This window comes from Shuttleworthella sp. MSX8B (assembly GCF_000524295.1).
Lineage (GTDB): Bacteria > Bacillota > Clostridia > Lachnospirales > Lachnospiraceae > Shuttleworthia > Shuttleworthia satelles.
The window spans coordinates 48,820-71,614 of the sequence record NZ_JAQT01000018.1 but is presented as its reverse complement, the minus strand read 5'-3'; the positions used below and the strand labels follow the sequence as shown (position 1 = coordinate 71,614).

Genomic DNA, 22,795 nt, shown 5'->3' with positions numbered 1-22,795 from the left:
ATATGGGGCGATGCTATCGTCTGGAGCGACTTCCATAAGGTGGGTAGCTTCTATGATCAATGGGATTAGCTATCAACACGTTTTGTCCTATAACCCTATTTTTGCCGCATCGGGTCGCATCAGGGATTTCTTTTTACATAGTAAAAGAGCCCCGGATATGCTATTCTAGGGACAAGTTTTCATGCGAAATGGGAGGTACGCAATGAAGAAAAAGAGAATTGCCATTGCCCTGGGACATGAGGCGCTTGGGACCACTCTGCCGGAGCAGAAGGAGGCGACGGTCAAGACGGCAAGGGCAATCGCCGAGTTCATCGAGAAGGACTATCAGGTGGTGATCACGCACTCCAACGGTCCTCAGGTTGGCATGATTCACGCGGCCATGAATGAGTTCTCCAAGAATCACAGCGAGTATACCTCCACGCCCATGTCTGTTGCCTCCGCCATGAGCCAGGGTTATATCGGCTTCGATCTGCAGAATGCCATCCGGGGCGAACTGAATCGCAGGGGTATTTACAAGAATGTCGTCACGCTTCTGACGCAGATGACGGTGGATCCCTATGACGAGGCCTTCTACCATCCCAGCAAGGTGATCGGCCGCGTCCTGAATGAGGAAGAGGCCAGGGCACAGGAGAAGAAGGGCAATCACATTGTGGCGGTTGACGGCGGCTATCGCCGCATTGTGGCAACGCCGAGGCCCATAGATATTGTGGAGGCGGACGCCATCAACGCGCTTCTGGAGGCGGATCAGCTCGTGATTGCCTGCGGCGGCGGCGGGATCCCGGTTTTGGAGCAGGGGCAGGACCTCAAGGGAGCCTCTGCCGTCATTGAGAAGGATACGGCGGCGGGACTTTTGGCGCAGACGGTGGACGCGGATATGCTGGTGATTCTAACCTCTGTCGACAAGGTCTGTCTTCATTTCGGAACAGAGCAGGAGCAGGCGCTGGATTATCTCAGCGTTGAGGACGCCTCGAGATATGCGGACCAGGGGATGTTTGGCGCGGACGATATGCTCCCCAAGATCCGGGCTGCCATTGAGTTTATCGGGGATTCCGCCATTCGCAAGGTTTTGATCACGCGGCTGAAGGGTCAAGAGAAGACCATCGCGGGACAGAGAGGGACGATGATCGGAAAGTGATTGCCCATGAGGATTCACGCGCGTCAGGGCAATCGTTGACCAAAAAAGCGATCGTCGCCATGAGGGCGTGAGGATCTACGCGCGTCAGGGCAATAGAGAGAAGGAGAATTTTTCATGGATTACAAGCGCAAGACGAAAATCATCTGTACCATGGGACCATCCACTGACAGGGATGGGTTGATGGAGGAACTGGTCAGGGCCGGTATGAACGTCGCCCGCTTTAATTTCTCCCATGGAGATCACGAGGAGCAGCTGGGACGTCTGGTCAAGCTTCGTGAGATCAGGCACAGGCTGCGCCTGCCCGTTGCGGCCCTGCTGGATACCAAAGGGCCGGAGATCCGCCTTCGGGACTTCAGAGACCGGAAGGTGATGCTCGAGGATGGCCAGACCTTTACGCTTACGACCCGCCAGGTTGAGGGAACGAATGAGATTGTCACGGTTTCCTATCGGGATCTGCCCAAAGATGTCGAGGTCGGGTCCCATATCCTGATCGATGATGGTCTGGTGGAACTTGAGGTTACCGGGCTGACCGATACCGATATTACCTGCAGAGTCTTAAACGGCGGACCGGTGTCGAATCGGAAGGGGGTCAATGTTCCCAATGTGGACCTGACCATGGATTATCTGTCAGAGCAGGACAGATCCGATCTGATCTTTGGCTGCCAGGAGGGCTTCGATTTTATTGCGGCTTCCTTTACCCGCACAGCGGAAGACATCCTGGAGATCAAGAAGATCCTTCATGAGCATGGGGGAGATAATATCAAGATTATTGCGAAGATTGAATCCAACCAGGGCGTTTCCAATATCGACGCGATTATTGACGCCTGTGACGGTATTATGGTGGCCCGTGGAGACATGGGTGTTGAGATACCCCTGGAGGATGTCCCGATCCTTCAGAAGGAGATTATCAAGAAGACCCTCTTCAAGGGAAAGTTGGTTGTCACGGCAACGCAGATGCTGGACTCCATGATTACCCATCCGAGACCGACCAGGGCCGAGGCGGGAGATGTGGCCAATGCCGTATATGACGGGACATCGGCTGTGATGCTCTCCGGTGAGACAGCAGCCGGTAACTATCCGGTCCAGGCAGTGAAAACCATGGCCCGGATCTGTGTGCGCACGGAACAAGATATCAATTACAAGGCCCGCCTGAAAGAGCGCGGCGTATCAGCGATCGAGGCTAAGGAAGAGGACGGGGTCGCCCTGTCGATTGCCCATACGGCCTGCACGCTGGCCGCTGATATCGACGCTGTAGCCATCATCAATGTGACGAAATCCGGTCATTCCTGCACACAGATTTCCAAATTCCGTCCGGCCAATCCGATTATTGCCTGCTGTACCGATAAGCAGGTCATGAGACAGATGAACCTCTACTGGGGCGTGACACCTGTCATGATTGAGACCGAGAGCGATATTGACAGACTGCTTGATGATGCCGTCGAAGCTGCGGTCCGGGCGAATTTGATGGAGAAGGATCAGCTGGCGGTTGTTACCGCGGGCCTTCCCCTGGCTGTCGAGGGCAAGACCAATCTGCTTAAGGTACACCAGGCCAGATAAACTTTGCCTGATTATGTATCTGTTCTGACAGCTTTTGTAATATGCAATCGATATTGAGAAGGCCCCTGCGATCGCAGGGGCCTTCTCAAATATTTTGTCTGACAAAGACGCTGTCCTATGAACAGCTTTTATCCCGGGAATCTTATTTCCCGGCTTCTATTTCCGCGGATGTGCCGAAGTGTTCTTTGAGAGCCTTGAAGGTGTCAGCGGAGATATAGTGCTCCATGCGGCAGGCGTCTCGAACGGCGATCTCCTCCGGGACGCCGATGCTCTCGAAGAAGGCGGAGAGAAACTTGTGGCGCTCATACATCTCGACGGCGACCTGGCGGCCGGCCTCAGTCAGGCTGATATGCTTGTGTTCATCCATGCTGACGTAACCGTTCTCTCTGAGCTGCTTCATGAAGACGGAGACGGTTGCTCTGGCATATCCGAAATAGGCGCAGATGTCAGTGGCGCGGACATAGTCCTGCTTCTGGGAGAGGATGAGAATGGATTCTAAGTAATCCTGGGCCGATTCCTGCATTTTCATAAGCACACCCCTTGTGGTTGCAAAATAAGCTTGCACAAAAAAGATTTTATACAACTGATATGATAAGACTCTCAGAGAGGAAAAGCAAGCGCTAACCTGATTCCCGATTGTATCAGCAGGCGAAAAGCTGATTCCCGATTGAAGAATGCCCGTCAAGCTGATAGGATAGAGAAAACGTGCACGTGCACACAAACCGAAAGACAGTGATAATTGATAGAGGAAAGCATAAGGCGGAGGAAAGACGGAAAATCTCCCGCGGAAAAAAGGAGGAACTATGGGGGCGAAAGAGACAATTGCAGAGGGAAAAGCAGTACTGGGAATCGAGTTCGGTTCCACCAGAATCAAGGCGGTTCTGATCGACGAGAGTCACCGGCCGATCGCCGGGGGAGACTACACCTGGGAGAATCGACTGGAGAATGGCATTTGGACCTATCATCTGGAGGATGTCTGGAAGGGACTGGCCGCCTGCTATGCCGCCATGAAGAGGGATGTCTTCGATCGCTATGGGGTGAAGCTGTCTAAGCTGGCAGCGCTCGGAGTCAGCGGGATGATGCATGGTTACCTGGCCTTTGACCGGGACAAAAATCTGCTGGTTCCCTTCCGAACCTGGCGCAACACGATGACAGAGAGGGCGTCGGACCGGCTCACAGAACTCTTTTCCTATCATATTCCCCAGCGCTGGAGCGTCGCCCACCTCTACCAGGCCGTCCTGAATGGGGAAGAGCATGTGGCCAGGATTGATTTTCTGACAACGCTGGCGGGCTATGTGCACTGGAAGCTGACCGAGGAAAAGGTGCTGGGAATCGGAGATGCCTCCGGCATGTTCCCGATTGACGAGAAGACCCGGAATTATCGGGCGGATCACATTGCCAGTTTCCAGGCGGATCCTGTCATTGCCGGTCTGAACCTGGACCTGATGAAGATTCTGCCGAAGCCCCTGTCGGCCGGACAGAGGGCGGGCTACCTGACAGAGGACGGGGCCAGATGTCTGGATCCCGAGGGGGATCTGATCCCCGGAATTCCGCTCTGCCCGCCGGAGGGAGACGCGGGAACAGGTATGGTCGCGACTAATAGCGTGGCCGCGGGCAGCGGGAACGTGTCCGCAGGGACCTCTATTTTCGCGATGATCGTCATGGATCACTTCTTTTCCCATATCCACCGTGAGCTGGACCTGCTGACGACAGCGGACGGAAAGCCCGTCGCCATGGCCCACTGCAACAACGGCACCAGTGACCTCAATGCCTGGGTTCAGCTCTTTGCGGACTATAATCGGCTGGCCGGAATAGAGATGGATATGGACAGTCTCTACGGCAAGCTATATGAAGAGGCTCTGGCCGGAGAGGCGGATTGCGGAGGCCTGATCTCCTACAATTATTTGTCCGGGGAACATGTGACCGGCTGCTCTCTTGGCCGTCCCATGCAGGTCAGACGACCGGAAGACCATTTCACACTGGCGAATTTCATGCGGTCCAACCTCTATTCCTCCATGGCTACGCTCAAAATCGGCATGGACATCCTGCTCAAGGAAGAGGGCGTGCCGCTGGAGCGCATGTACGCGCACGGAGGCCTCTTCAAGACCAGAGGAGTAGGACAGCGCTTCATGGCGGCCGCTCTGAATACTCCTGTCTCGCTTCTGGCGACGGCCTCTGAGGGAGGCTCCTGGGGAATCGCCGTTTTGGCGGCATATATGCTGACGGAACCGATGGTTCGGCCGGATCTGGCGACCTATCTGAAGAAGGAGGTCTTCTGTCGGATGGAGACGAAGACGATGACGCCGGATCCTGAGGATGTCGAGGGCTTTGAGCGCTACATGCAAGACTATCGGGAGGGACTTGCGCTTGAACGGCTCGCCGGAGAACGCTTACAGAGCAGAAGGCGGGATTAGACTCTTCAGAACAGGCTGGCCCTTGTGAGCCGACAGGAGCGGGTCAAAGCCGGTCTAAGGCGACTCTTTGAGTGCGGGCAGGCTTATTCAAATAAGAAGGATGGCAGGCAGTGAACAGAAGCGGACAGGGTCTGTCCACACAAAGATAAGATAGAGAGGCAAAAGAAGGAGAAGGATATGCTGGAAGAATTGCGGATGGAAGTCTACCGGGCCAATATGGAGCTGCCCGCGCGCGGGCTGGTGACCTATACCTGGGGCAATGTCTCGGGGATTGACCGGAAACGCGGCCTGATTGTTATCAAGCCGAGCGGCCTTAACTATGAGGATCTGACCCCGGAGAAGCTGGTCGTTTTAGACCTTAAGGGCAGACAGGTAGAGGGAGATCTGCGCCCCTCTTCGGATACGGCAACGCATCTGCGGCTCTACCGGGCCTGGCCCCAAATCGGGGGCATTGTTCACACCCATTCTTCCATGGCGGCTTCCTGGGCTCAGGCGAGACGGGATATCCCTCTCTACGGGACGACGCACGCGGACTATTTCTACGGTCCCGTTCCCTGCACCAGAGATCTGACGCCGCAGGAGATAGAAGCGGCCTATGAGGAGGAGACGGGCAATGTCATCCTGGAGACCTTCGACGAGCGGGGACTGGATCCGGTCTTCACGCCGGCGGTTCTCTGCGCCAGCCACGGACCCTTCTGTTGGGGGAAGGATGCCGCTCAGGCGGTCTACCATGCCGTCGTTCTGGAGGAACTGGCTCGAATGGCCTGTCAGACAGAGCAAATCAATCCACAGGCCAGACCGGCTCAGGATGCCATCCGCGACAAGCATTTCTATCGCAAGCACGGGGCTCATGCCTATTATGGGCAGGGCTAATGCGGTCGGCTAAGTGCGTTTTGAGGAAGGATATGAGAATTTTTGCAGAAGCATTTGAGAATAGAGGTAATTTTTTGTTGAAAATCGCCTGTTAGGGGAGGCAAATCTGTGCAATTTGACTATAGAAGTAAGGGTACCCTTACAATATACTATTACTGGTTAGAAAGGACTAACTGGATGTATCAGACGAAAGCCAAAATTGAAGGTATGATGTGCAATATGTGCGAGGCGCATATCGCCGAAGCAATCCGCAAGGCCGTCCCATCGGCGAAGAAGGTGAAGGCGGACCGCAGGAAGAAGCAGGCTACCTTCCTCACAGAGGAGAAGGTGGATCTGGACGCTCTTGAGGCGGCGATTCAGGAGACCGGGTATGACTACCTGGGTGCTGAGTGCCTTCCCTGCCAGAAGAAGGGGCTGTTCGGACGCTTCTGAGAGAGAATCGAGGTGATGTTGATGATGCCGCTTTCCATGGCAGATCAGGGCAGCAAGAATACGATCATTAAAATCAACGGGCGCGACAGTGTGCGCAACCACCTGTCCGAGCTGGGCTTCGTCCCCGGCGAAGAGGTCATGGTGGTCAGTGATAACGGAAGCAACTTGATTGTACAGATCAAGTCCTCTCGCGTTGCGATTGATGCAGGTATGGCAAACCGGATTATGGTATAGAGAGAGTCCGGACACCGAGCAGTATGGTTTGGCAATGCCTGAGGCAAGAGCAGCAGGCATTTTATTGTGCAGAAAGAGGAGAATATGAAAGTACTCAAAGATGTTAAGGTTGGGGAAAAGGCGACGGTCAGACGTCTGCACGGAGAGGGCCCGACCAAGCGCCGTATCATGGATATGGGGATCACCAAGGGAGTAGAAATTCTGGTTCGCAAGGTGGCTCCCCTGGGTGATCCCATGGAGTTGAATGTGCGCGGTTATGAGCTCTCCATCCGCAAGGCGGACGCAGAGATGATTGAAGTAGAAGAGTAGGAGGCAAGTGTGAGTATCAAAATTGCTCTGGCAGGTAACCCCAACTGCGGTAAAACGACGTTGTTTAATAACCTGACCGGCGCCAGACAGTATGTCGGTAACTGGCCCGGTGTTACGGTTGAGAAGAAGGAAGGTAAACTCAAGGGTCACAATGATGTGACGATCCAGGATTTACCGGGCATCTATTCTCTCTCTCCCTACACTCTGGAGGAGGTTGTCTCCAGACAGTATCTGGTAGAGGAGAAACCGGATGTTATCTTAAACATCGTCGACGGAACCAATATTGAGAGAAACCTCTATCTGACGACCCAGCTGATGGAACTGGGGACTCCTGTGGTTTTAGCAGTGAACATGATGGATCTGGTTCGGAAGAACGGAGACTCCATCGACGTCAAGAAACTGGCTGTGGAGCTGGGGGTCCCGACAATCGAGATCTCCGCGCTCAAGAATGAGTCCACCACGCAGGCGGCGGAGCTCGCGGTAAAGGCTGCCAAGTCCAGGCAGGAGGTCGTCGCTCCGGCCATCTTCAGCGGAGAGGACCAGGTTGCGATTGACAAGATCGAGAACCTGATCGCGGGCAAGGTCGACGCCAGGTTCGCGCACTGGTACGCCATCAAGCTCTTTGAGAGAGACTCCAAGATGATGGAGTCAGGCCGCTTTAAGGACGTCGAGAGCCAGATTGAGGACATCGTCTCCGCCTGTGAGGATCACTACGACGACGACTCCGAGTCGATTGTGACCAATGCCCGCTATGAGTATATTGCGAAGATTATCTCCTCCGCGGTCAAGAAGAAGGCGGGCAAGCACGCCATGACCATATCTGACCGGATCGACCGCATTGTCACCAACCGCTGGCTGGGCCTGCCGATTTTCGTTGTTATCATGGCCTTCGTCTATGCCGTTTCCATGGGCGGCGCCAACGGGGACTTCGGCAGTCATATCGGAATCGGAACCATTGCAACCAACTGGATCAACGAGGAACTCTTCGCCAAGCTGGTTCCGGCCTGGATGGATATGCTCCTTTTGGGCGTCCTGCACCTTAAGGAGGGAGGAATTATCTACTCTTTGATTCAGAGTGGAATTATCCCGGGTGTCGGGTCTGTGCTGGGCTTCGTTCCCCAGATCGTCGTTATGTTCCTCTGCCTGGCGATTCTGGAGGACATTGGATATATGGCCCGTGTCGCCTTTGTCATGGATCGTATCTTCCGCCAGTTCGGCCTGTCCGGCAAGTCCTTCATCCCGGTTTTAGTCGGCGTCGGCTGCGGCGTTCCCGGAATCATGGCAACTCGTACCATTGAGAATAACCGTGACCGCCGTCTGACGGTTATGATTACCACCTTCATCCCCTGCGGCGCCAAGATGCCCATCATCGGCCTGATCGCCGGAGCGATCTTCGGAGGCAACTCCCTGATCGCCGTGTCCGCTTACTTCATCGGCATGGCTTCCATTGTCCTCTCGGGAATCATCCTGAAGAAATTCAAGGCCTTCGCGGGAGAGCCGGCTCCCTTCGTTATGGAGCTGCCCGCCTATCATGTGCCCTCCGTGGGCAATGTCGCCCGCGCCACCTGGGAGAGAGGCTTCTCCTTCGTAAAGCGCGCCGGTTCCATGATTATTCTCGCGACCATGATCATCTGGTTCGCCTCCAACTTCGGCTTCATTGAAGGGAAGTTCTCCTATCTGCAGGATGACAACTGGGCCAACGCGGTCGAGGAGAATCCGCAGATCGTCACTGATCTGGCGGAGAAGATGAATGTGGATGAGGATGAGGTCTCCTATATGGACTCCTCCATTCTGGCTACCGTCGCCCAGCCCATTTCTACCATCTTCAGACCCAATGGCTTCGGCTCTTGGAGACCGACCGTCGCGTCTGTGACCGGACTTCTGGCCAAGGAGAATGTTGTCGGTACCTTCGGCGTCCTCTACAACTACCAGGGTGACGACGATCTGGAGGATGACGGTGAACAGATCTGGGACAATGTGGCCAAGGATTACACTCCTATTTCCGCCTATGCATTCATGTGCTTCAACCTGCTCTGCGCCCCCTGCTTTGCTGCTATGGGCGCTATCCGCAGAGAGATGAACAACCGCAAGTGGTTCTGGGCCGCAGTCGGCTGGATGTGCGCTTGGGCCTATGTTGTGTCACTGATCGTCTACCGTGTCATCGGTCTGGCCTTCGGCGTACCCTTCACCGCCGCGTCTGTTGTGGGCTTCATCCTCCTGGCGGGCGTTCTCTACCTGCTCTTCCGCAGGGGCTATGTGCCTGAGGAGACAGTGAGAGGCGAGACCTCTGTTGAGGCTCTGGAGAAGAATAAGCAGTAATAAATTTCTCATTGCTGTAAATGCAAATCAATGCGTGCAGATCTGTCTTTGATCTGCGCGCATTTGAAAAATATCAGTGTTATTATTGTCGTCAGGATTCCTTCGCCAGGGGATCTGATGAGAAAGGAGCAAATATGCCTACGATTGTTGGAAGTATCATTGCGATTGTTGCCATTGTGGCACTGGTGATCGGCTGCGTTCATGTGATCCGTCATTCCGGGGGCTGCATCGGCTGCAGCGGAAACTGCGCAGACGGATCCTGCTGTACCGAGGAGAAGAAGGGCTGATATCCCAGGCAGGAGAGCGGATATTGACTCTGTGCTCCTGGAGTAAAGGGAATCAGATCTGTGCCCCGTGGGCACTTGCCTGTCACGGATGATAGGGCACAGTCGGCGCTTCATGCCGGCTGTGCTCTTTTACGTTGCTTTTGCCTTGCCTGATTTTTGCCTGTCAGGGCGGATCTGTAGCCCGGACGGGCGGGCAGGCTTGAGCGGCAGGCTTGAGCGGCAGGCTTGGGTGCCCGTCCGGTGTGGGTTTGAGTGCCTGTCCGGCACGTTGACAAGCCCCCCGGATCCGCTTAAAATGACTAGAGATTACGGCTTTGGCGCAGGAAACAGAGAGTAGAGCCAATCGGAAGGAAGAGGCATGACGAGGCTGTGAAATGCCATGCTGGTCGCCATATATCGCGCGGGAACAGGAATGTTATCGCGAGTATGGCGGTCGGTATGCGCTGTTTCACGGTCTTTTTCGACCAGGGAAGGAGTTTGTATGAGCAGGGAGCTTGCCAAGACCTATGATCCCAAGGGGATCGAGGTCCGCCTGTATGAGAAATGGGAGAATAAGGGATATTTTCACGCTCAGGTGAACCGGGATAAGAAGCCCTTCACCATTGTCATGCCCCCTCCCAATATCACCGGAAAGCTGCATATGGGTCATGCCCTGGATAATACCATGCAGGATATTCTGATCCGCTACAAGCGCATGCAGGGCTATGAAGCCCTCTGGCAGCCGGGGACGGATCACGCGGCCATCGCCACGGAAGTCAAGGTGACCAATGCCCTGAAGGAAAAGGGGATTGACAAGCTGGCCATCGGCAGGGAGAAGTTCCTGGAATTCTGCTGGGACTGGAGAGAGGAATATGGCCGCGCGATTATCAATCAGCTGAAGAAGCTGGGGAGTTCCGCGGACTGGGAGAGGGAGCGCTTCACTATGGACCGGGGCTGCTCCGAGGCGGTCGAGGAGGTCTTCTGCCGCCTGTATGAGAAAGGCTATATCTATCGGGGCAGCCGGATCATCAACTGGTGTCCCAGCTGTCAGACCTCCCTGTCTGACGCGGAGGTCGAGCACGAGGATCAGGAGGGCAGCTTCTGGCATATTAAGTACCCGATTGCGGGGGAGGAGGGCCGGTTCGTTGAGATCGCGACGACCCGTCCCGAGACCCTCCTGGGGGATACGGCTGTCGCTGTCAATCCTGAGGATGACCGCTATCGGGACCTGGTCGGCAAAATGCTCCTCCTTCCCCTGACGGACCGGAAGATTCCGGTGATCGCCGACGAGTATGTCGACAGAGAATTTGGAACCGGCTGCGTGAAGATTACGCCCGCCCACGATCCCAATGATTTCGAGGTGGGCAAGCGCCATCAGCTGGAAGAGATTAACATTTTAAATGACGACGCCACATTGAATGACCGCTGCGGCAAGTACGCGGGCATGGACCGCTATGAGGCCCGCAGGGCCATGGTGGAGGACTTGGATCGGCTGGGCCTTCTGGTCAAGGTTGTTCCCCACACCCATGCCGTCGGCACTCATGATCGCTGCCACACGACGGTTGAGCCTATGATCAAACCCCAGTGGTTTGTTCGTATGAAGGAGATGGGGAAGGAGGCGCTCGACTCTTTTCAGCGGGGAGAGATGTGCTTTGTTCCCGAGAACTACGGGAAAACCTATGAGCACTGGCTGGAGAACATTAAGGACTGGTGTATCTCCCGTCAGCTCTGGTGGGGACACCGGATTCCGGCCTATTACTGTCAGGACTGCGGCCGGATTGTCGTGAAACGGGGTGGAGCCCCGGAGACCTGCCCTCAGTGCAAGGGAAGGCATTTCGTCCAGGATGAGGACACCCTGGACACCTGGTTCTCCTCCGCCCTCTGGCCCTTTGCCACCCTGGGTTGGCCAAAGGAGACGCCGGAGCTGGACTACTTCTATCCGACCGATGTTCTGGTGACGGGATACGACATCATCTTCTTCTGGGTCATCCGCATGATGTTCTCCGCCCTGGAGCAGACCGGCAAGGCTCCCTTCCACCATGTCCTGATCCACGGCTTGGTTCGCGACGACCAGGGGCGCAAGATGTCCAAGTCTTTAGGCAACGGGATTGATCCCCTGGAGATCATCGACCGATACGGGGCCGACGCCCTGCGCCTGACTCTGATCACGGGAAACGCGCCCGGCAATGACATGCGCTTCTATATCGAGCGTGTGGAGAACAGCCGCAATTTCGCCAATAAGGTCTGGAACGCCTCCCGCTTCATCCTGATGAATCTGGACGGGGTCAGCCTGCATGAGCCGGCGTCCAGTGAGTTGAAAATAGAAGATCGCTGGATCAAAAGCCGCCTGAATACCGTGGTAAAAGAGCTTACGGACAACATGGAGAGGTATGAGCTGGGGATCGCGGTACAGAAGGTCTTCGATTTTATCTGGGATGAGTTCTGCGACTGGTACATTGAGATCGTCAAGCCCCGCATGTACCACAAGGAGCAGGATCCGGACTCCGCAAACGCAGCCCTCTATACCTTGAAGGGAGTTCTGGCGGAGGCCTTAAAGCTCCTCCACCCCTTCATGCCCTTTATTACGGAGGAGATATACTGCAGCCTGCGCCCGGAGGAGGAATCCATTATGATTGCGGACTGGCCCGTTTACTCCGCGCAGGCCTGTGATCCGGAGGCGGAGCAGGCTCTGGAGCACGCCATGGATCTGGTTCGGGCCGTTCGCGATGCCCGGACGCAGATGGATGTGCCCAACAGCCGTAAGTCCAAGCTGATTATCGTGTCCCAGGACGCGGGGATTCGGGAGATTTTTTCGCAAAATCAAACGACCTATGCCGGGCTCGCCAACGCCTCTGAGGTCTGTGTCCAAGCGGACGAGAGCGGGATCGGCTCAGACGCGGTGTCGGCAGTGATTCCCGACGCGGTCATCTATATGCCCCTGGCGGATCTGGTCGATTTGACTAAGGAGAAGGAACGCCTTACGAGGGAGCAGAGACGTCTGGAGGGAGAATTGAAGCGGTCTCACGGCATGCTGAGCAATGAGCGCTTCCTCTCTAATGCCCCTGCGGATAAGGTGGCGGCTGAGCGGGATAAGCTGGCTAAGTATGAGCAGATGATGGCGGATGTCACAGCCCGACTCAAGTCCATCGAGGAAGGGCTGTCCGTGTGAGAGCCCTGCGTCGGAGGGAGATAAACCCTGCGGCGCGTCCCTGTGAAATGTATTCCGGTAGCCGGGGGAAGGATTTTTCATGATAGATTTTGAGGAAGAGCTGAAGCATTACGAGCCCATTATGGAAGTTGAAGAGGCGGAAGACGCTATTCACGGGAAAGACCTGACAGATTTGACAGATCTCATGCGAGAGATTGTCAAAAATGGCGGAGCGCTACGCCGTTAGGGGGCTGCTATGAATTGTTTTTATTGCGGCTATGAGATCGACAGGGAGGAATACTGTCCCATATGCGGCGCCAATCTGAGGGAGTACCGCAGGGTCAGGGCCAGGGGTCAGCAGCTCTATAACGAGGGCTTGCGCCGGGCACAAAACAGGGAGATTTCTTCCGCTATTGAAAATCTGGAGACTGCCCTGCACTGCGACAAGGGGCTGACGGATGCAAGAAACCTGCTGGGACTGTGCTACTATGAGATCGGCGAGACGGTTTTAGCCCTGAACGAGTGGGTGATCAGCAAGAATCTGCAGCCGGAAGGCAATCGGGTGGATTTTTACCTGGAGGAGATCCAGAAGAGCAGGGGCGCCCTGGACAAGATCACCAATACCATGCACAAGTTCAACCAGGCGGTTCGCTACTGTAAGGAGGGAAACCGAGACCTGGCGAGGATTCAGCTCAAGCGGGTTATGGAGATGAATCCGCATATGGTCAAGGCCTATCAGCTCTTTGCCCTCTGCCAAATCGCGGACGGCAATTACGAGGAAGCGGACAGGGCCTTAAAGGTGGCCCGGAGGATTGACGCCTCTGACCCCGTGACCGTTCGCTACAGCAAGGAGACCCGGGAGGGCCTTAAGAAGGCCGCCCAGTCACACAGGGGGAGCCGACGTCGTCTTCCCCGGGCTTCTATACTGGGCAGTGATGAGATACCCCTGGAGGATCATCGCTCTGTCTTAGACTATTTTGACGGGGTCAGAGGGAGCTTCCTCAATATCCTTGTGGGGATCATCACAGGGATTCTGATCTCGGTCTTCCTCATTTACCCGGCGGTCAGAGCGCACAATAACAGCACGGCAGCCGATGCCTTAGTATCCGCCAATCAGCAGAAGGAGGCGTCGGACACCAGTATTTCCTCTTTGCAGAAGCAGGTGGAGAGTCTGCAGAGTCAGCTATCCAATTATACCGGCAAGGCGGATGCGGTGACTTCCTATGAGAATCTAATCGAGGCCAAGAGAAAGCTGGCGGCCAATGATCAGGCGGGGGCCTATCAGGCCTTTTCCTCCGTGAACCGAGATCTTTTGGGAGACACCGGCAAGGCCGACTATGACGAGCTCAACAATAAGCTGGCTGATTTCAAGAAGAAGTCGGCGTATACAGCGGGCAATACGGCCTACAGCGCCGGCAACTGGCAGGAGGCGGTCAACCAGTACCTGCCCCTGGTTCAGGACAAGGCCAGTGCCGGATATGAGGACGGCGCCGCCCTCTATCGGCTGGCCTCTGCCTACAATAAGCTGGGCGACCGGGACAATGCCGTCAAGTATTACGAGCAGCTTTTGACGGATCTGACCGGTTCTCACTATCGCACATCAGCCAAAAAAGACTTAAAGGGGCTTGGGGTCACGGTAAATAAGGATAACAGCTTTACGGACAGCAATGCCCAGGGAAACGCGCCTGAGGCGGGGCAGGACAGCGTTCGCCAGAATAATGCCAATCTGCAGACCAGGTGAAGACAGGTCAACCCGAAAGGGCAGCGGGACGAATCAGGGCTTTTTAAGAATCTTTTAAGGTTTTTCTATTGCGGGAATAAGGTTATACTCCTATGATTTGACTTGAAAAACAAGTCTCTGATAGGAGTATTTTTATGTGGGAAAGAAAAGATTTAAAGGATCGAGCCAAGAAGGCCTTTCGAGGCAACTACTGGCGTACACTGCTGGTGACCATTGCCTTTATGATGGCGACTGCCGGAGGCGGTATTGCCAGCGGTTGGGTCAATGGCGTTTCCGTGGCTACAGTTGTGGGAACGATCGCATCTGGAGCAAATTATTGGGAAGACCTTCTCTTCTCCGCAGTTCCCAGGACAGATTCCAATGGCTATGTGCAGTCTGATCTGGTCTATCCGGCCTCCTATCAGACCAATCCTGACAGCAGCTCTCTCCTGGACGATGAGGATCTCTCCCGTCTGTTTCGCAATAATTATTTCAACGGTTACAGCAATTCCTACAGGGACAGCTATCAGTATAACAGGGACTATTGGAATTCCCGCCGCGTTCAGGATACAGTCTGGGCCCGGATCTATGTGATGTTCTTTGCGTTTCTGGCCCTCGGGTTCGCTCTGATCCTCATCCTGGGAACCATCCGACTGCTTGTCTCCGTCTTTGTCTATGGTCCTCTGGAACTGGGAGCCAGCCGCTTCTATTTAGACAATCTGCATGGACCCGGTCGGGTGTCCAGCCTGGGTCACGGCTTCGATCATCACTACATGAACGGAGTGAAGATCATGTTCCTGCGGGGACTCTTCACATCCCTGTGGAGTTTACTCTTTTTGATCCCAGGCATCGTCAAGTCCTACGAGTATCAGATGATTCCCTATTTGCTGGCGGAGTATCCGGATATGCCGAGAGAGGATGCCTTTGCTGTCTCCAGGTATATGATGAATGGCAATAAGTTCCGATCTTTTGTTCTGGATCTCTCCTTTATCCCCTGGTTCCTGCTTGGGACTGTGACATTGGGAATTTCCAATTTCTTCTGGGCCAATCCATATGTTGTACAGACGAGGGCTGCCCTCTATGAGGCTATCAAGGAGGAGAAGCGTCCCTTCGACCGTGTGGACAGTCCGATTGACCCGACACCGCAGGTTCCTCAGGAGCCGGTCTCTCCGGTAGCGCCGACGTCCCCCTTTGCTTCGGAGGCCAATCTGGTGACAGAGGAGAATAACCCCTTCAACCACATCAGGAGGGAAGGAGCTGTGTCCGGCCAGGGCCAGGCGGCTGTACAGAAGGAGGGATCGACTGCTGAAGGCCAGGTAGCTGCGCAGAAGGCAGATACAGCCGAAGGCCAGGGGGTCACTCCAAAGGAGGAATCCGCTGCTGAGAGCCAGGCACCGATGCAGACAGAAGAAGCTGGCCAAGGAGCCGCGCAGACAGAGGAAGCTGGACTAGGCCAGACAGCGCAGTCTGAGGAAAGTAAGGGAAAGGCGACAGAGGGAGGTCTCGACCCTGACGCGGAGACCTTTGCTCAGGCAATTGAGGCGAGCCGTTCCGCCGACCGGGAGGATCAGTCCCGCTGAGAAGCAATTCGATGAAACGTGAAATGTGAAGACAGGGTCGACCGGTATCTGTCGCGGCGCTGCGGAATGCGCGCATGCGATACATGAGGTCGACCCTCTTTGTTATAATAGATGCGGTGAATACAGGGAATTGAGTGAAAGGATAAGGGCGCGGAAGATGGAATATACAATCCTGCTGGCAGACGATGAGGCCGAAATCCGTGAACTCCTCCGTCTGTACCTGGATCATGAGTCCTATCGGGTTTTAGAGGCCAATGACGGCCTGGAGGCCCTGGATCTGCTTAAGAAAGAGCATGTGGATCTCTGCGTGCTCGACGTCATGATGCCCAAGATGGATGGCTTTTGTCTGCTCAAGGAGATTCGGAAGAAGAGCAACATGCCGGTTCTCATGCTCTCTGCCAAGGACGGGGATTCCGATAAGATTCTGGGCCTTAATCTGGGGGCGGATGATTATCTGTCCAAGCCCTTTAACCCCCTGGAGGCGGTGGCCAGGATCAATGCCTCGATCCGGCGCTTCTATGCCCTGGGAGCGGATATTGCCCTCGGAAGCGGAGAGGATAGGGGCAAAAAAGAGCTGCGCGTGCAGGACCTTCGCCTGGATCGGGAGGCCTGTACCCTCTACCGCGGAGAAGAGGAGATCGACCTGACCTCGGTAGAGTATCGGATTATGGATCTCTTCATGTCTCACCCCGGCAAGGTCTTTACCAAGCAGCAGATCTATGAGAGAGGCTGGGAGGAGGAGTATATCGTTGCGGACAATAATATCATGGTCTGCATCAGTAAGCTTCGCTCCAAGCTGGATGATGGGGACAACAACCACTATATCCGGACGATCCGTGGACTGGGATATCGCATGGAGAAAAAGAGATGACATCCGAGCAGCAGACCAATATGACCATTCGCCTGATCGCGGGTTTTATCGTGGTCATGCTGGTGGCGGCGGGCCTGGAGCTGCTCGTTGTTCAGCTGGTGAACCGCCTCTTTGTGCCGGGTTTGATTCTGCCGCTGATGGAGCAGGCGGGGATTCAAAGCATGACGGTCGGGCAGAGTGTTTATCTCTTTTTAGGGATGATCTTTCTGCTTTTGGTTCGCCTGCTTGGTCTGATCTTTCAGGGCAGTCTGACAGAATTGGGGGATCAGATACTGGCGGCGATCGTCAGCCACGCCTTTACGGGATCGAAGGGAATGGTTCTGCCGCATCTGACGGGGGGAGGCGTCTTTCTTCTTCTGCTCGTGCTGGCGAACATGATCGTTCTCTATGCTCTGCCCTATGTGATCACAGGGGTTCTCTATGCCCGTTTCGTGATTGGGCAGATGCGTCTTCTGCAGGAAGAGCAGAGAAAAGAGCATGAGAAATTCGACGCGGACAGGAATCTGATCCTCTCAGATATCGCCCATGACCTGCGCAATCCGATCACGACGGTTTTGGGCTATGCCAGGGCACTGGAAGACGGCATGGTCACGGATCCAGCTCTGGCCAGACGATATCTTAAGGCCATTGAGGCCAAGTCCAGGCGGGTAAATGATCTGATCAATATCCTCTTTGACTACGCGAAGATCAACTCTACGGGATTTCATTTGCAGAAGAGAACCCTGGATATCAATGAGCTGGTCCGGGAGAATACCGCTCTGCTTTTTGAAGAGGTAGAGGACAGAGGGATGGAGCTGGACGCGCAGATCAGCGAGGAGCGCTGGCAGATCCTGGCGGATCGGGTTCAATTCTCACGTGTGATCAGCAATCTGATCAACAATGCCAGTCGCCACAACCCGAGGGGGACGAGGATTCTGGTTCGCACGCAGGCCATCAGGCACACGGACAGAGCCCTCTCCTATGATCAGATGCGCCGCGGCCAGACGCAAGAGGACCGGATCCGATACGGACTGGGAGAGGGGATTCTGGTGATCATCGCTGATGACGGGCAGCCCATCCCCCGGGAGCTGGCGGAGCATATGTTCGAGCCCTTCGCCATGGGAGACAGCTCGCGCTCCAGCCGGGGAGGATCGGGCCTGGGGCTCTCAATTGCGGCCAAGATCAGCCAGATGCATGGTTACCGACTGATCTTAGACGAGAACTACCCGGGATATACGAAGGCATTTGTCGTAGTGATTCCGAAGCACTGGTCGTAGAGTGCGATCACAGTACGCCAGGGTGATCCACGGAGCATTTGTCATGGTGATTTCAAAGCATGAATAAGAGGGGGACGGCAGTCGTCGTCCCTCTCTCCTGTGGTGGTGCGTAATATGCTTTTATGATAAACGCGGATTTCTGCTGACGTCTCAGAGGAGACCCGCGGAATTTTGATTAGCTGTCAGTTCTTGCCTGAATCGGCGGATTTTCCGGAAGTACCTCATTTGCCCGAGCGGCCGGACTTGCCGGAGCTGCCCGATCCACCCATACCTCCGGGGCCGCCTGCGCTGCCGGATCCGCCCGAACCACCGGGGCCGCCCGAACCTCCGGGGCCACCCGAATTGCCAGAGCCGCCCGAACCTCCGGGGCCGCCCGAATTGCCAGAGCCGCCCATGCCTCCGGGGCCGCCCATGCCGCGGCTGTTTACGTTCCCGGAGGTCGTGACGATGGAGTCAAGACTGATGGTCTGCCTGGAGGATCCGGTTGCGATGGTGTAGCTGTTTCCGCCCATGCCGCGGCTGTTTACGTTCCCGGAGGTCGTGACGATGGAGTCAAGACTGATGGTCTGCCTGGAGGATCCGGTTGCGATGGTGTAGCTGTTTCCGGTCGTCATTCCGGGCGCAGAGACATAGACCGCGTTGTAGTTCTTGGGCGGAGTGTAAGAAGCCAGGACATTTCCGGAGGAATCTGTCACGGTCACAGTTTCTGAGGAAGTGTTGCTCAGCCCATAGAGGATCATGCCCTGGGTGGAGGAGGAGTCAAAGGCTTCCGCCATACCGGAGTAGCCGGTGGCAATCAGCGTTCCGCCGCTGATGACTCCCTTGGATCGATCTCCGTAGTCTAAGGCGGAGTCGCCGTTATTGGTTGCGCCGGAGACGTAGGTCTCGCCGCCGTTGATATAGAGATCACCGTTGGAATCAATGCCGTCGCCGGAGGCGTTGACCTCGAGCTTACCACCGTTGATCGTGATGGAGTAGTCGCTGCTTGTATTGGAATCCCCGGCGGCATTGAGGCCGTCGTCCTTGGATGTGACATTGATGTCGCCGCCGTCGATCACAATCTGGGATCCTTCCAGGCCCTCGTTGGACTGGCTGACGACAATCTTGCCGCCGACGATGTTGAGTTTGCCGTCGGCGTGGATACCGTCATCGCCGCTGGACAGGGCCAGTGTGCCGCCCGACATGTAGAAGAAGCCGGCCTCTGTGTCAGAGGAATCTGCGTGTATAGCGTCATCTGTCGCGTTGATCGTATAAGTTCCGTCGGCGATTCGGATGGAATCATTGGCCTCCAGTCCCTTGCCCTGGGCGTCGATCGTCACGGTAGACCCGGTCAGCTTGAGGTCATCCTTGCTGACGATCCCGTTTGCGGAGGACTTGACGGACAGGGAGCCCTTGCCGTTGATCACCAGATCCTGCTTAGAGAAAATAGCTCCGTCCACCTTGATGTCGCCGTCCGCGGCGAAGCTTCCGCTGCTGGTCAGACGGTTGTCGCTGCCCTCCGCCGTTGTGACGAAAACCTTGTCCGCCGTCTTGACGTAAATGGCTGCCGAGCCGGAATTGCTGATGCTCACGCCCTTCAAAACGATCTGAACCTTGGCGGTATCATCCGCCTCTACCTTGATCTGCCCGTTGGAGAGGCTGCCGGAGAAGACATAGGTGCCTTCCGATGTAATGGTAACTGTGGATCCGTCGACACTCGCTCCCTGGCCATCGACCGTAGAAGCGCTGTCAGACAGGGTGATATGGGTGGCGCTCGCGTCGTCATAGTCACCGGACAGGTCCCGGTCTGTGAAGTAATCTGAGGAAGAAGCGGCGGCAGAAGTCGCGGACGCGGTATTGCTCGTTGTGGTGCTGGAAGCAGTCTTTGAAGCGGTCTTTGCTCCACAGGCTGCCAGTCCCAGGGTCAGACCTCCGGCCATGGCGATTGCGCCAAAACGCTTGATGTTATATCTCTTAAAGTTGCTCATTTGTCACCTCCTGCTGTGAAACTGTGATTTCCAGGTTACCGTTTCGGACGCGGATCGCATCCAGCATCTCTTTTTCCCTCGCGGGATCCTTGAGCTCGATATCGTAGGTCAGTTTGAAGAGACTTCCCATGTTGCTCGTCTTGACAGAGACCAGATGAGAGGTTCTGCAATAGTTTTTGAAAATATCCCCGAGCAGGTCCGTATAGTCCAGATCCTCCGGGATAGTCACGCGCAGATTCCTGTAGAGAGATCTGCGAGTGCTCCCGAAATCAGTCTGTACCAGGGCAAAGAGGGCAGCTCCTACAAGCAGAGCGAAGAGAATCGCGTAGGCCAGATATCCCATGCCGACGATCAGGCCAGCCGCCATGGCTAAAAAGATCATGGCGATGTCCTTGGCGCTTCCGGCGACGGAGCGGAAGCGAACTAAAGAGAAGGCTCCTGCTACGCCGACCGCGGCGCCGATATTGCCGTTGACCATCATGATCACCACGCAGACGATGGCGGGAAGGAGGGCCAGAGTCAGCATAAAGGACTGGGTGTGCCGGCTTCGGTAGGCGTAGATGCCGGCCAGCCAGAGACCGATCAGAAAGGATACCCCCAGGCAGAGCAGAAAATATCCCGGGGCGATTACCGTGCTTGTTGATGTGTCGAAAATTCCGCTAAACAGCGATGTCATTGTCATGCCTCCTCTCTTCGTGTTCCGTTGGGGCGGGAAGGGAATTTCGCAATTCCTGTTCGGGCAGAAAACCTTGTCCGCCGGGGATGGGGGGCTTCCAATATGCCTGCCCCCCTGGTTTGTTTTTTCGCATCAGCTCTTCATAAGCTCTGCCGTACTTGGAAAAAGAGCTCCTGTAGATCTTCTCGCGGCTTAAAACTTCTACCAGCCAGAGGGGAATGGCTGCCCCTGTCTTAATCTCCATCAGCACCTGTCCGTCCTTCAGAAGGGGCCGCCCCCGAACGGGACTGTGTAAGTTGAGGTCTTCCATCCGCCAGAGAATATTCCGGTCAAAGGTCAGCCGAAAGTCCTGATTCTCTTTCGCGTAGAAAGCCTGCCGGTCATAGGAGAGGAGCATGCGGGGGGCCAGTTGGGGGTAAAGTCTGCGGCTGTAGTCGATCTCCCGCACGATCTGACTGTCCGCGGGAAGACAAGACCCTTTGATCCAGGCATTTGTCTCATCCTCGGTCAGGGCGACCCTTCGCTTATAGACCACCTTTCGGTACTTCTTCTTGAGCTCTACAAAGACCTTGTCCTCCGGGCCGACGGTTCCGTAGCTGCGGATCCGAAGCTTTTCCTTATAAACAGGAGACTCAATGGATCGGCGGACCAGAAGGAAATCAGGTGTATCCAGGTAGAGGGAGAGGTTGGTATTCCTCCCGTAGATATCCGGCACCATGTGTTCCATCATGGCTATGCGGATGGCCCGATCCATCTCCGGAGACAGGAGATACTTGAGCTCATAGCGCTTGAAAATCATCTGATCTGCCATGTTGACCTCCTTTCAGCTTGTTTCTTGTCTTGGGATGAGAAGAGAATACAGGGGGAAGTTAAAGTCAACCTAAAGTTTTGAAAAATTCGTATCCATACAATGCGCACGATGTTGCCGAACCGATCATCGATTCGCTCCCAGGGGTCGCATGCAGCCTTATACGCGGCGAAAAATGCACCACGAGTGCTCCTTAGTCATGCTCTATAGTCATGAACAATGGCATATGGGAAGCCCGAGTATGCCATATCGTCCACGAAGCGGTCATTATTACAAAAAAGAAAGCCGCCGCCATATTGCATATGCAGGCAGGTGCAAATGAAAACAGGGCGTCGGCTTTTATAATAAGCATATGTAATTGTAAGAAGAGGCCTTCGGAGAAGAAGCAATCCTCCAGGGATAAAGAGCCTCTCCATGGGAAAGCGATCTTACAGGGAAGAAGTGGATATCCGCAGAAGAAGCGATCCTACAGGGATGAATCAGACATTTGAAAAAGAAGCGGTTTGCTTTTGGACAAAAAGAGTCTTATCGGAAGAGAATCTGCTTCAGCCGCTTGTAGGTGAAGAAGGTGATCAGGGAGACCAGACCGTACTTGATCAGATTAAAGGGGGCAACGGCGTAGACCATCATGGTAAAGAGATCGCTGATGCGGCCGTTGACCATGGTCCCCATCTTGATGATGGAATCCATGGGCATGCCGTAGAAGGTTACATACATGGGAAAAATCACGAAGTAATCAATGAAGACGAAAGCGATGGTTGTTAGAACGGTTCCCACGCAGAGCGAGAGGACTGCCCCCATCTTCCCTTTTTTGAAGCGGTAGACCAAAGAGGCGGTCAAAACGAAAACAGCGGCGCCGGCAAAGTTGGCCAGCTCACCCACAAAGGCGGTAGAGGTTCCACGGAAGAGGAGCTTTAAGATATTCTTGAGAGCCTCTATGATAATACCGGCGACAGGTCCCATCATGAAGGTGCCCAGGATCGCGGGCAGGTCGGAAATGTCGAACTTCAGGAAGGAAGGGGCAATGGGGAGCGACAGCTCAAAGAGCATGAGGATGGCGGATAAGGCGGAGAACATGGCGATGATCACCAGTCTCCTTGTGCTGAAGCCGCTTGCTTTTTGGGTCTCCTCTCCCCGGGTGGGGTTATCTCTGACAAGTGTGTCCATAATTACCTCCAATTCTGCTCTTTCCCGCGGGTCTGCTGTTTTTCCGCGGGAAATCCAAAGTTT

At 55.1% G+C, this 22,795-nt stretch carries 20 protein-coding genes; 15 read left to right on the top strand and 5 right to left on the bottom strand.

Going from position 1 to position 22,795, the window contains the following annotated elements; translation table 11 throughout:
* The first annotated feature begins 202 nt into the window (after positions 1–202).
* Positions 203–1,135 carry a carbamate kinase gene (arcC, locus tag HMPREF1508_RS05130; RefSeq protein WP_044960079.1) on the top strand — a complete coding sequence of 311 codons (933 nt, stop codon included), beginning with the start codon at positions 203–205 and terminating at the stop codon, positions 1,133–1,135.
* A 114-nt stretch (positions 1,136–1,249) separates the two neighbouring features.
* Positions 1,250–2,692: a pyruvate kinase gene (gene pyk, locus HMPREF1508_RS05125; protein WP_044960078.1), complete on the top strand. Its 1,443-nt coding sequence runs from the start codon at positions 1,250–1,252 to the stop codon at positions 2,690–2,692.
* A gap of 142 nt (positions 2,693–2,834) precedes the next feature.
* Here the strand turns inward: pyk and HMPREF1508_RS05120 are convergent, their stop codons facing one another.
* Positions 2,835–3,221 carry a metal-dependent transcriptional regulator gene (locus tag HMPREF1508_RS05120; protein ID WP_044960077.1) on the bottom strand — a complete coding sequence of 129 codons (387 nt, stop codon included), beginning with the start codon at positions 3,219–3,221 and terminating at the stop codon, positions 2,835–2,837.
* Between the two features lie 274 nt (positions 3,222–3,495).
* Between HMPREF1508_RS05120 and HMPREF1508_RS05115 the strand changes: the two genes are divergently transcribed.
* The 13 genes from HMPREF1508_RS05115 to HMPREF1508_RS09665 all read left to right on the top strand — a co-directional run bounded on the left by HMPREF1508_RS05115 (position 3,496) and on the right by HMPREF1508_RS09665 (position 18,114).
* Complete coding sequence (locus tag HMPREF1508_RS05115; RefSeq protein ID WP_044960076.1) at positions 3,496–5,106, top strand: xylulokinase; 1,611 nt, start codon at positions 3,496–3,498, stop codon at positions 5,104–5,106.
* Positions 5,107–5,283: 177 nt separating this feature from the next.
* Positions 5,284–5,979, top strand: a complete 696-nt coding sequence (locus HMPREF1508_RS05110) for an L-ribulose-5-phosphate 4-epimerase (protein ID WP_044960074.1) — start codon at positions 5,284–5,286, stop codon at positions 5,977–5,979.
* 177 nt (positions 5,980–6,156) lie between these two features.
* Positions 6,157–6,411, top strand: a complete 255-nt coding sequence (locus HMPREF1508_RS05105) for a heavy-metal-associated domain-containing protein (protein WP_044960072.1) — start codon at positions 6,157–6,159, stop codon at positions 6,409–6,411.
* Positions 6,412–6,447: 36 nt separating this feature from the next.
* The gene (locus HMPREF1508_RS05100; protein WP_330360274.1) at positions 6,448–6,645 is read left to right on the top strand and encodes a FeoA family protein; all 198 of its coding nucleotides are present in this window, start codon (positions 6,448–6,450) and stop codon (positions 6,643–6,645) included.
* An 84-nt stretch (positions 6,646–6,729) separates the two neighbouring features.
* Complete coding sequence (locus tag HMPREF1508_RS05095; protein ID WP_044960070.1) at positions 6,730–6,954, top strand: FeoA family protein; 225 nt, start codon at positions 6,730–6,732, stop codon at positions 6,952–6,954.
* A gap of 9 nt (positions 6,955–6,963) precedes the next feature.
* Complete coding sequence (gene feoB / locus HMPREF1508_RS05090) at positions 6,964–9,273, top strand: ferrous iron transport protein B (protein WP_044960067.1); 2,310 nt, start codon at positions 6,964–6,966, stop codon at positions 9,271–9,273.
* A 134-nt stretch (positions 9,274–9,407) separates the two neighbouring features.
* Positions 9,408–9,560 (top strand): FeoB-associated Cys-rich membrane protein, encoded by a 153-nt coding sequence (locus HMPREF1508_RS10185; protein WP_156784526.1) that lies wholly within the window; start codon positions 9,408–9,410, stop codon positions 9,558–9,560.
* 481 nt (positions 9,561–10,041) lie between these two features.
* Positions 10,042–12,708 carry a valine--tRNA ligase gene (locus HMPREF1508_RS05080; RefSeq protein ID WP_044960060.1) on the top strand — a complete coding sequence of 889 codons (2,667 nt, stop codon included), beginning with the start codon at positions 10,042–10,044 and terminating at the stop codon, positions 12,706–12,708.
* 79 nt (positions 12,709–12,787) lie between these two features.
* Entirely contained in the window at positions 12,788–12,934 is a 147-nt protein-coding gene (locus HMPREF1508_RS10365; RefSeq protein WP_006906679.1) for a hypothetical protein, read from the top strand.
* A gap of 9 nt (positions 12,935–12,943) precedes the next feature.
* On the top strand, positions 12,944–14,428 hold the full coding sequence (locus HMPREF1508_RS05075) for a tetratricopeptide repeat protein (RefSeq protein WP_006906678.1): 1,485 nt from the start codon (positions 12,944–12,946) through the stop codon (positions 14,426–14,428).
* Between the two features lie 134 nt (positions 14,429–14,562).
* Positions 14,563–15,987 (top strand): DUF975 family protein, encoded by a 1,425-nt coding sequence (locus HMPREF1508_RS09670; protein WP_049906900.1) that lies wholly within the window; start codon positions 14,563–14,565, stop codon positions 15,985–15,987.
* Positions 15,988–16,144: 157 nt separating this feature from the next.
* Positions 16,145–16,858, top strand: a complete 714-nt coding sequence (locus HMPREF1508_RS05065; RefSeq protein ID WP_006906676.1) for a response regulator transcription factor — start codon at positions 16,145–16,147, stop codon at positions 16,856–16,858.
* Positions 16,855–18,114, top strand: a complete 1,260-nt coding sequence (locus tag HMPREF1508_RS09665; protein WP_049906899.1) for a sensor histidine kinase — start codon at positions 16,855–16,857, stop codon at positions 18,112–18,114. The genes HMPREF1508_RS05065 and HMPREF1508_RS09665 overlap by 4 nt, the downstream gene beginning before the upstream one ends.
* Positions 18,115–18,335: 221 nt before the next feature.
* On the opposite strand, the gene HMPREF1508_RS05050 is transcribed toward HMPREF1508_RS09665, so the two are convergent.
* The 4 genes from HMPREF1508_RS05050 to HMPREF1508_RS05035 form a co-directional block, all read right to left on the bottom strand.
* A complete protein-coding gene (locus HMPREF1508_RS05050; RefSeq protein WP_049906898.1) occupies positions 18,336–20,081 on the bottom strand; it encodes a carbohydrate-binding domain-containing protein in 1,746 nt (581 codons plus the stop codon).
* On the bottom strand, positions 20,068–20,757 hold the full coding sequence (locus HMPREF1508_RS05045) for a DUF4956 domain-containing protein (RefSeq protein ID WP_006906673.1): 690 nt from the start codon (positions 20,755–20,757) through the stop codon (positions 20,068–20,070). The genes HMPREF1508_RS05050 and HMPREF1508_RS05045 overlap by 14 nt, the downstream gene beginning before the upstream one ends.
* On the bottom strand, positions 20,741–21,568 hold the full coding sequence (locus HMPREF1508_RS05040) for a polyphosphate polymerase domain-containing protein (protein ID WP_044960052.1): 828 nt from the start codon (positions 21,566–21,568) through the stop codon (positions 20,741–20,743). The genes HMPREF1508_RS05045 and HMPREF1508_RS05040 overlap by 17 nt, the downstream gene beginning before the upstream one ends.
* Positions 21,569–22,090: 522 nt before the next feature.
* Positions 22,091–22,732, bottom strand: coding sequence for an ECF transporter S component (locus tag HMPREF1508_RS05035; RefSeq protein WP_044960049.1), 642 nt, complete (start codon positions 22,730–22,732; stop codon positions 22,091–22,093).
* Positions 22,733–22,795 lie beyond the last annotated feature (63 nt).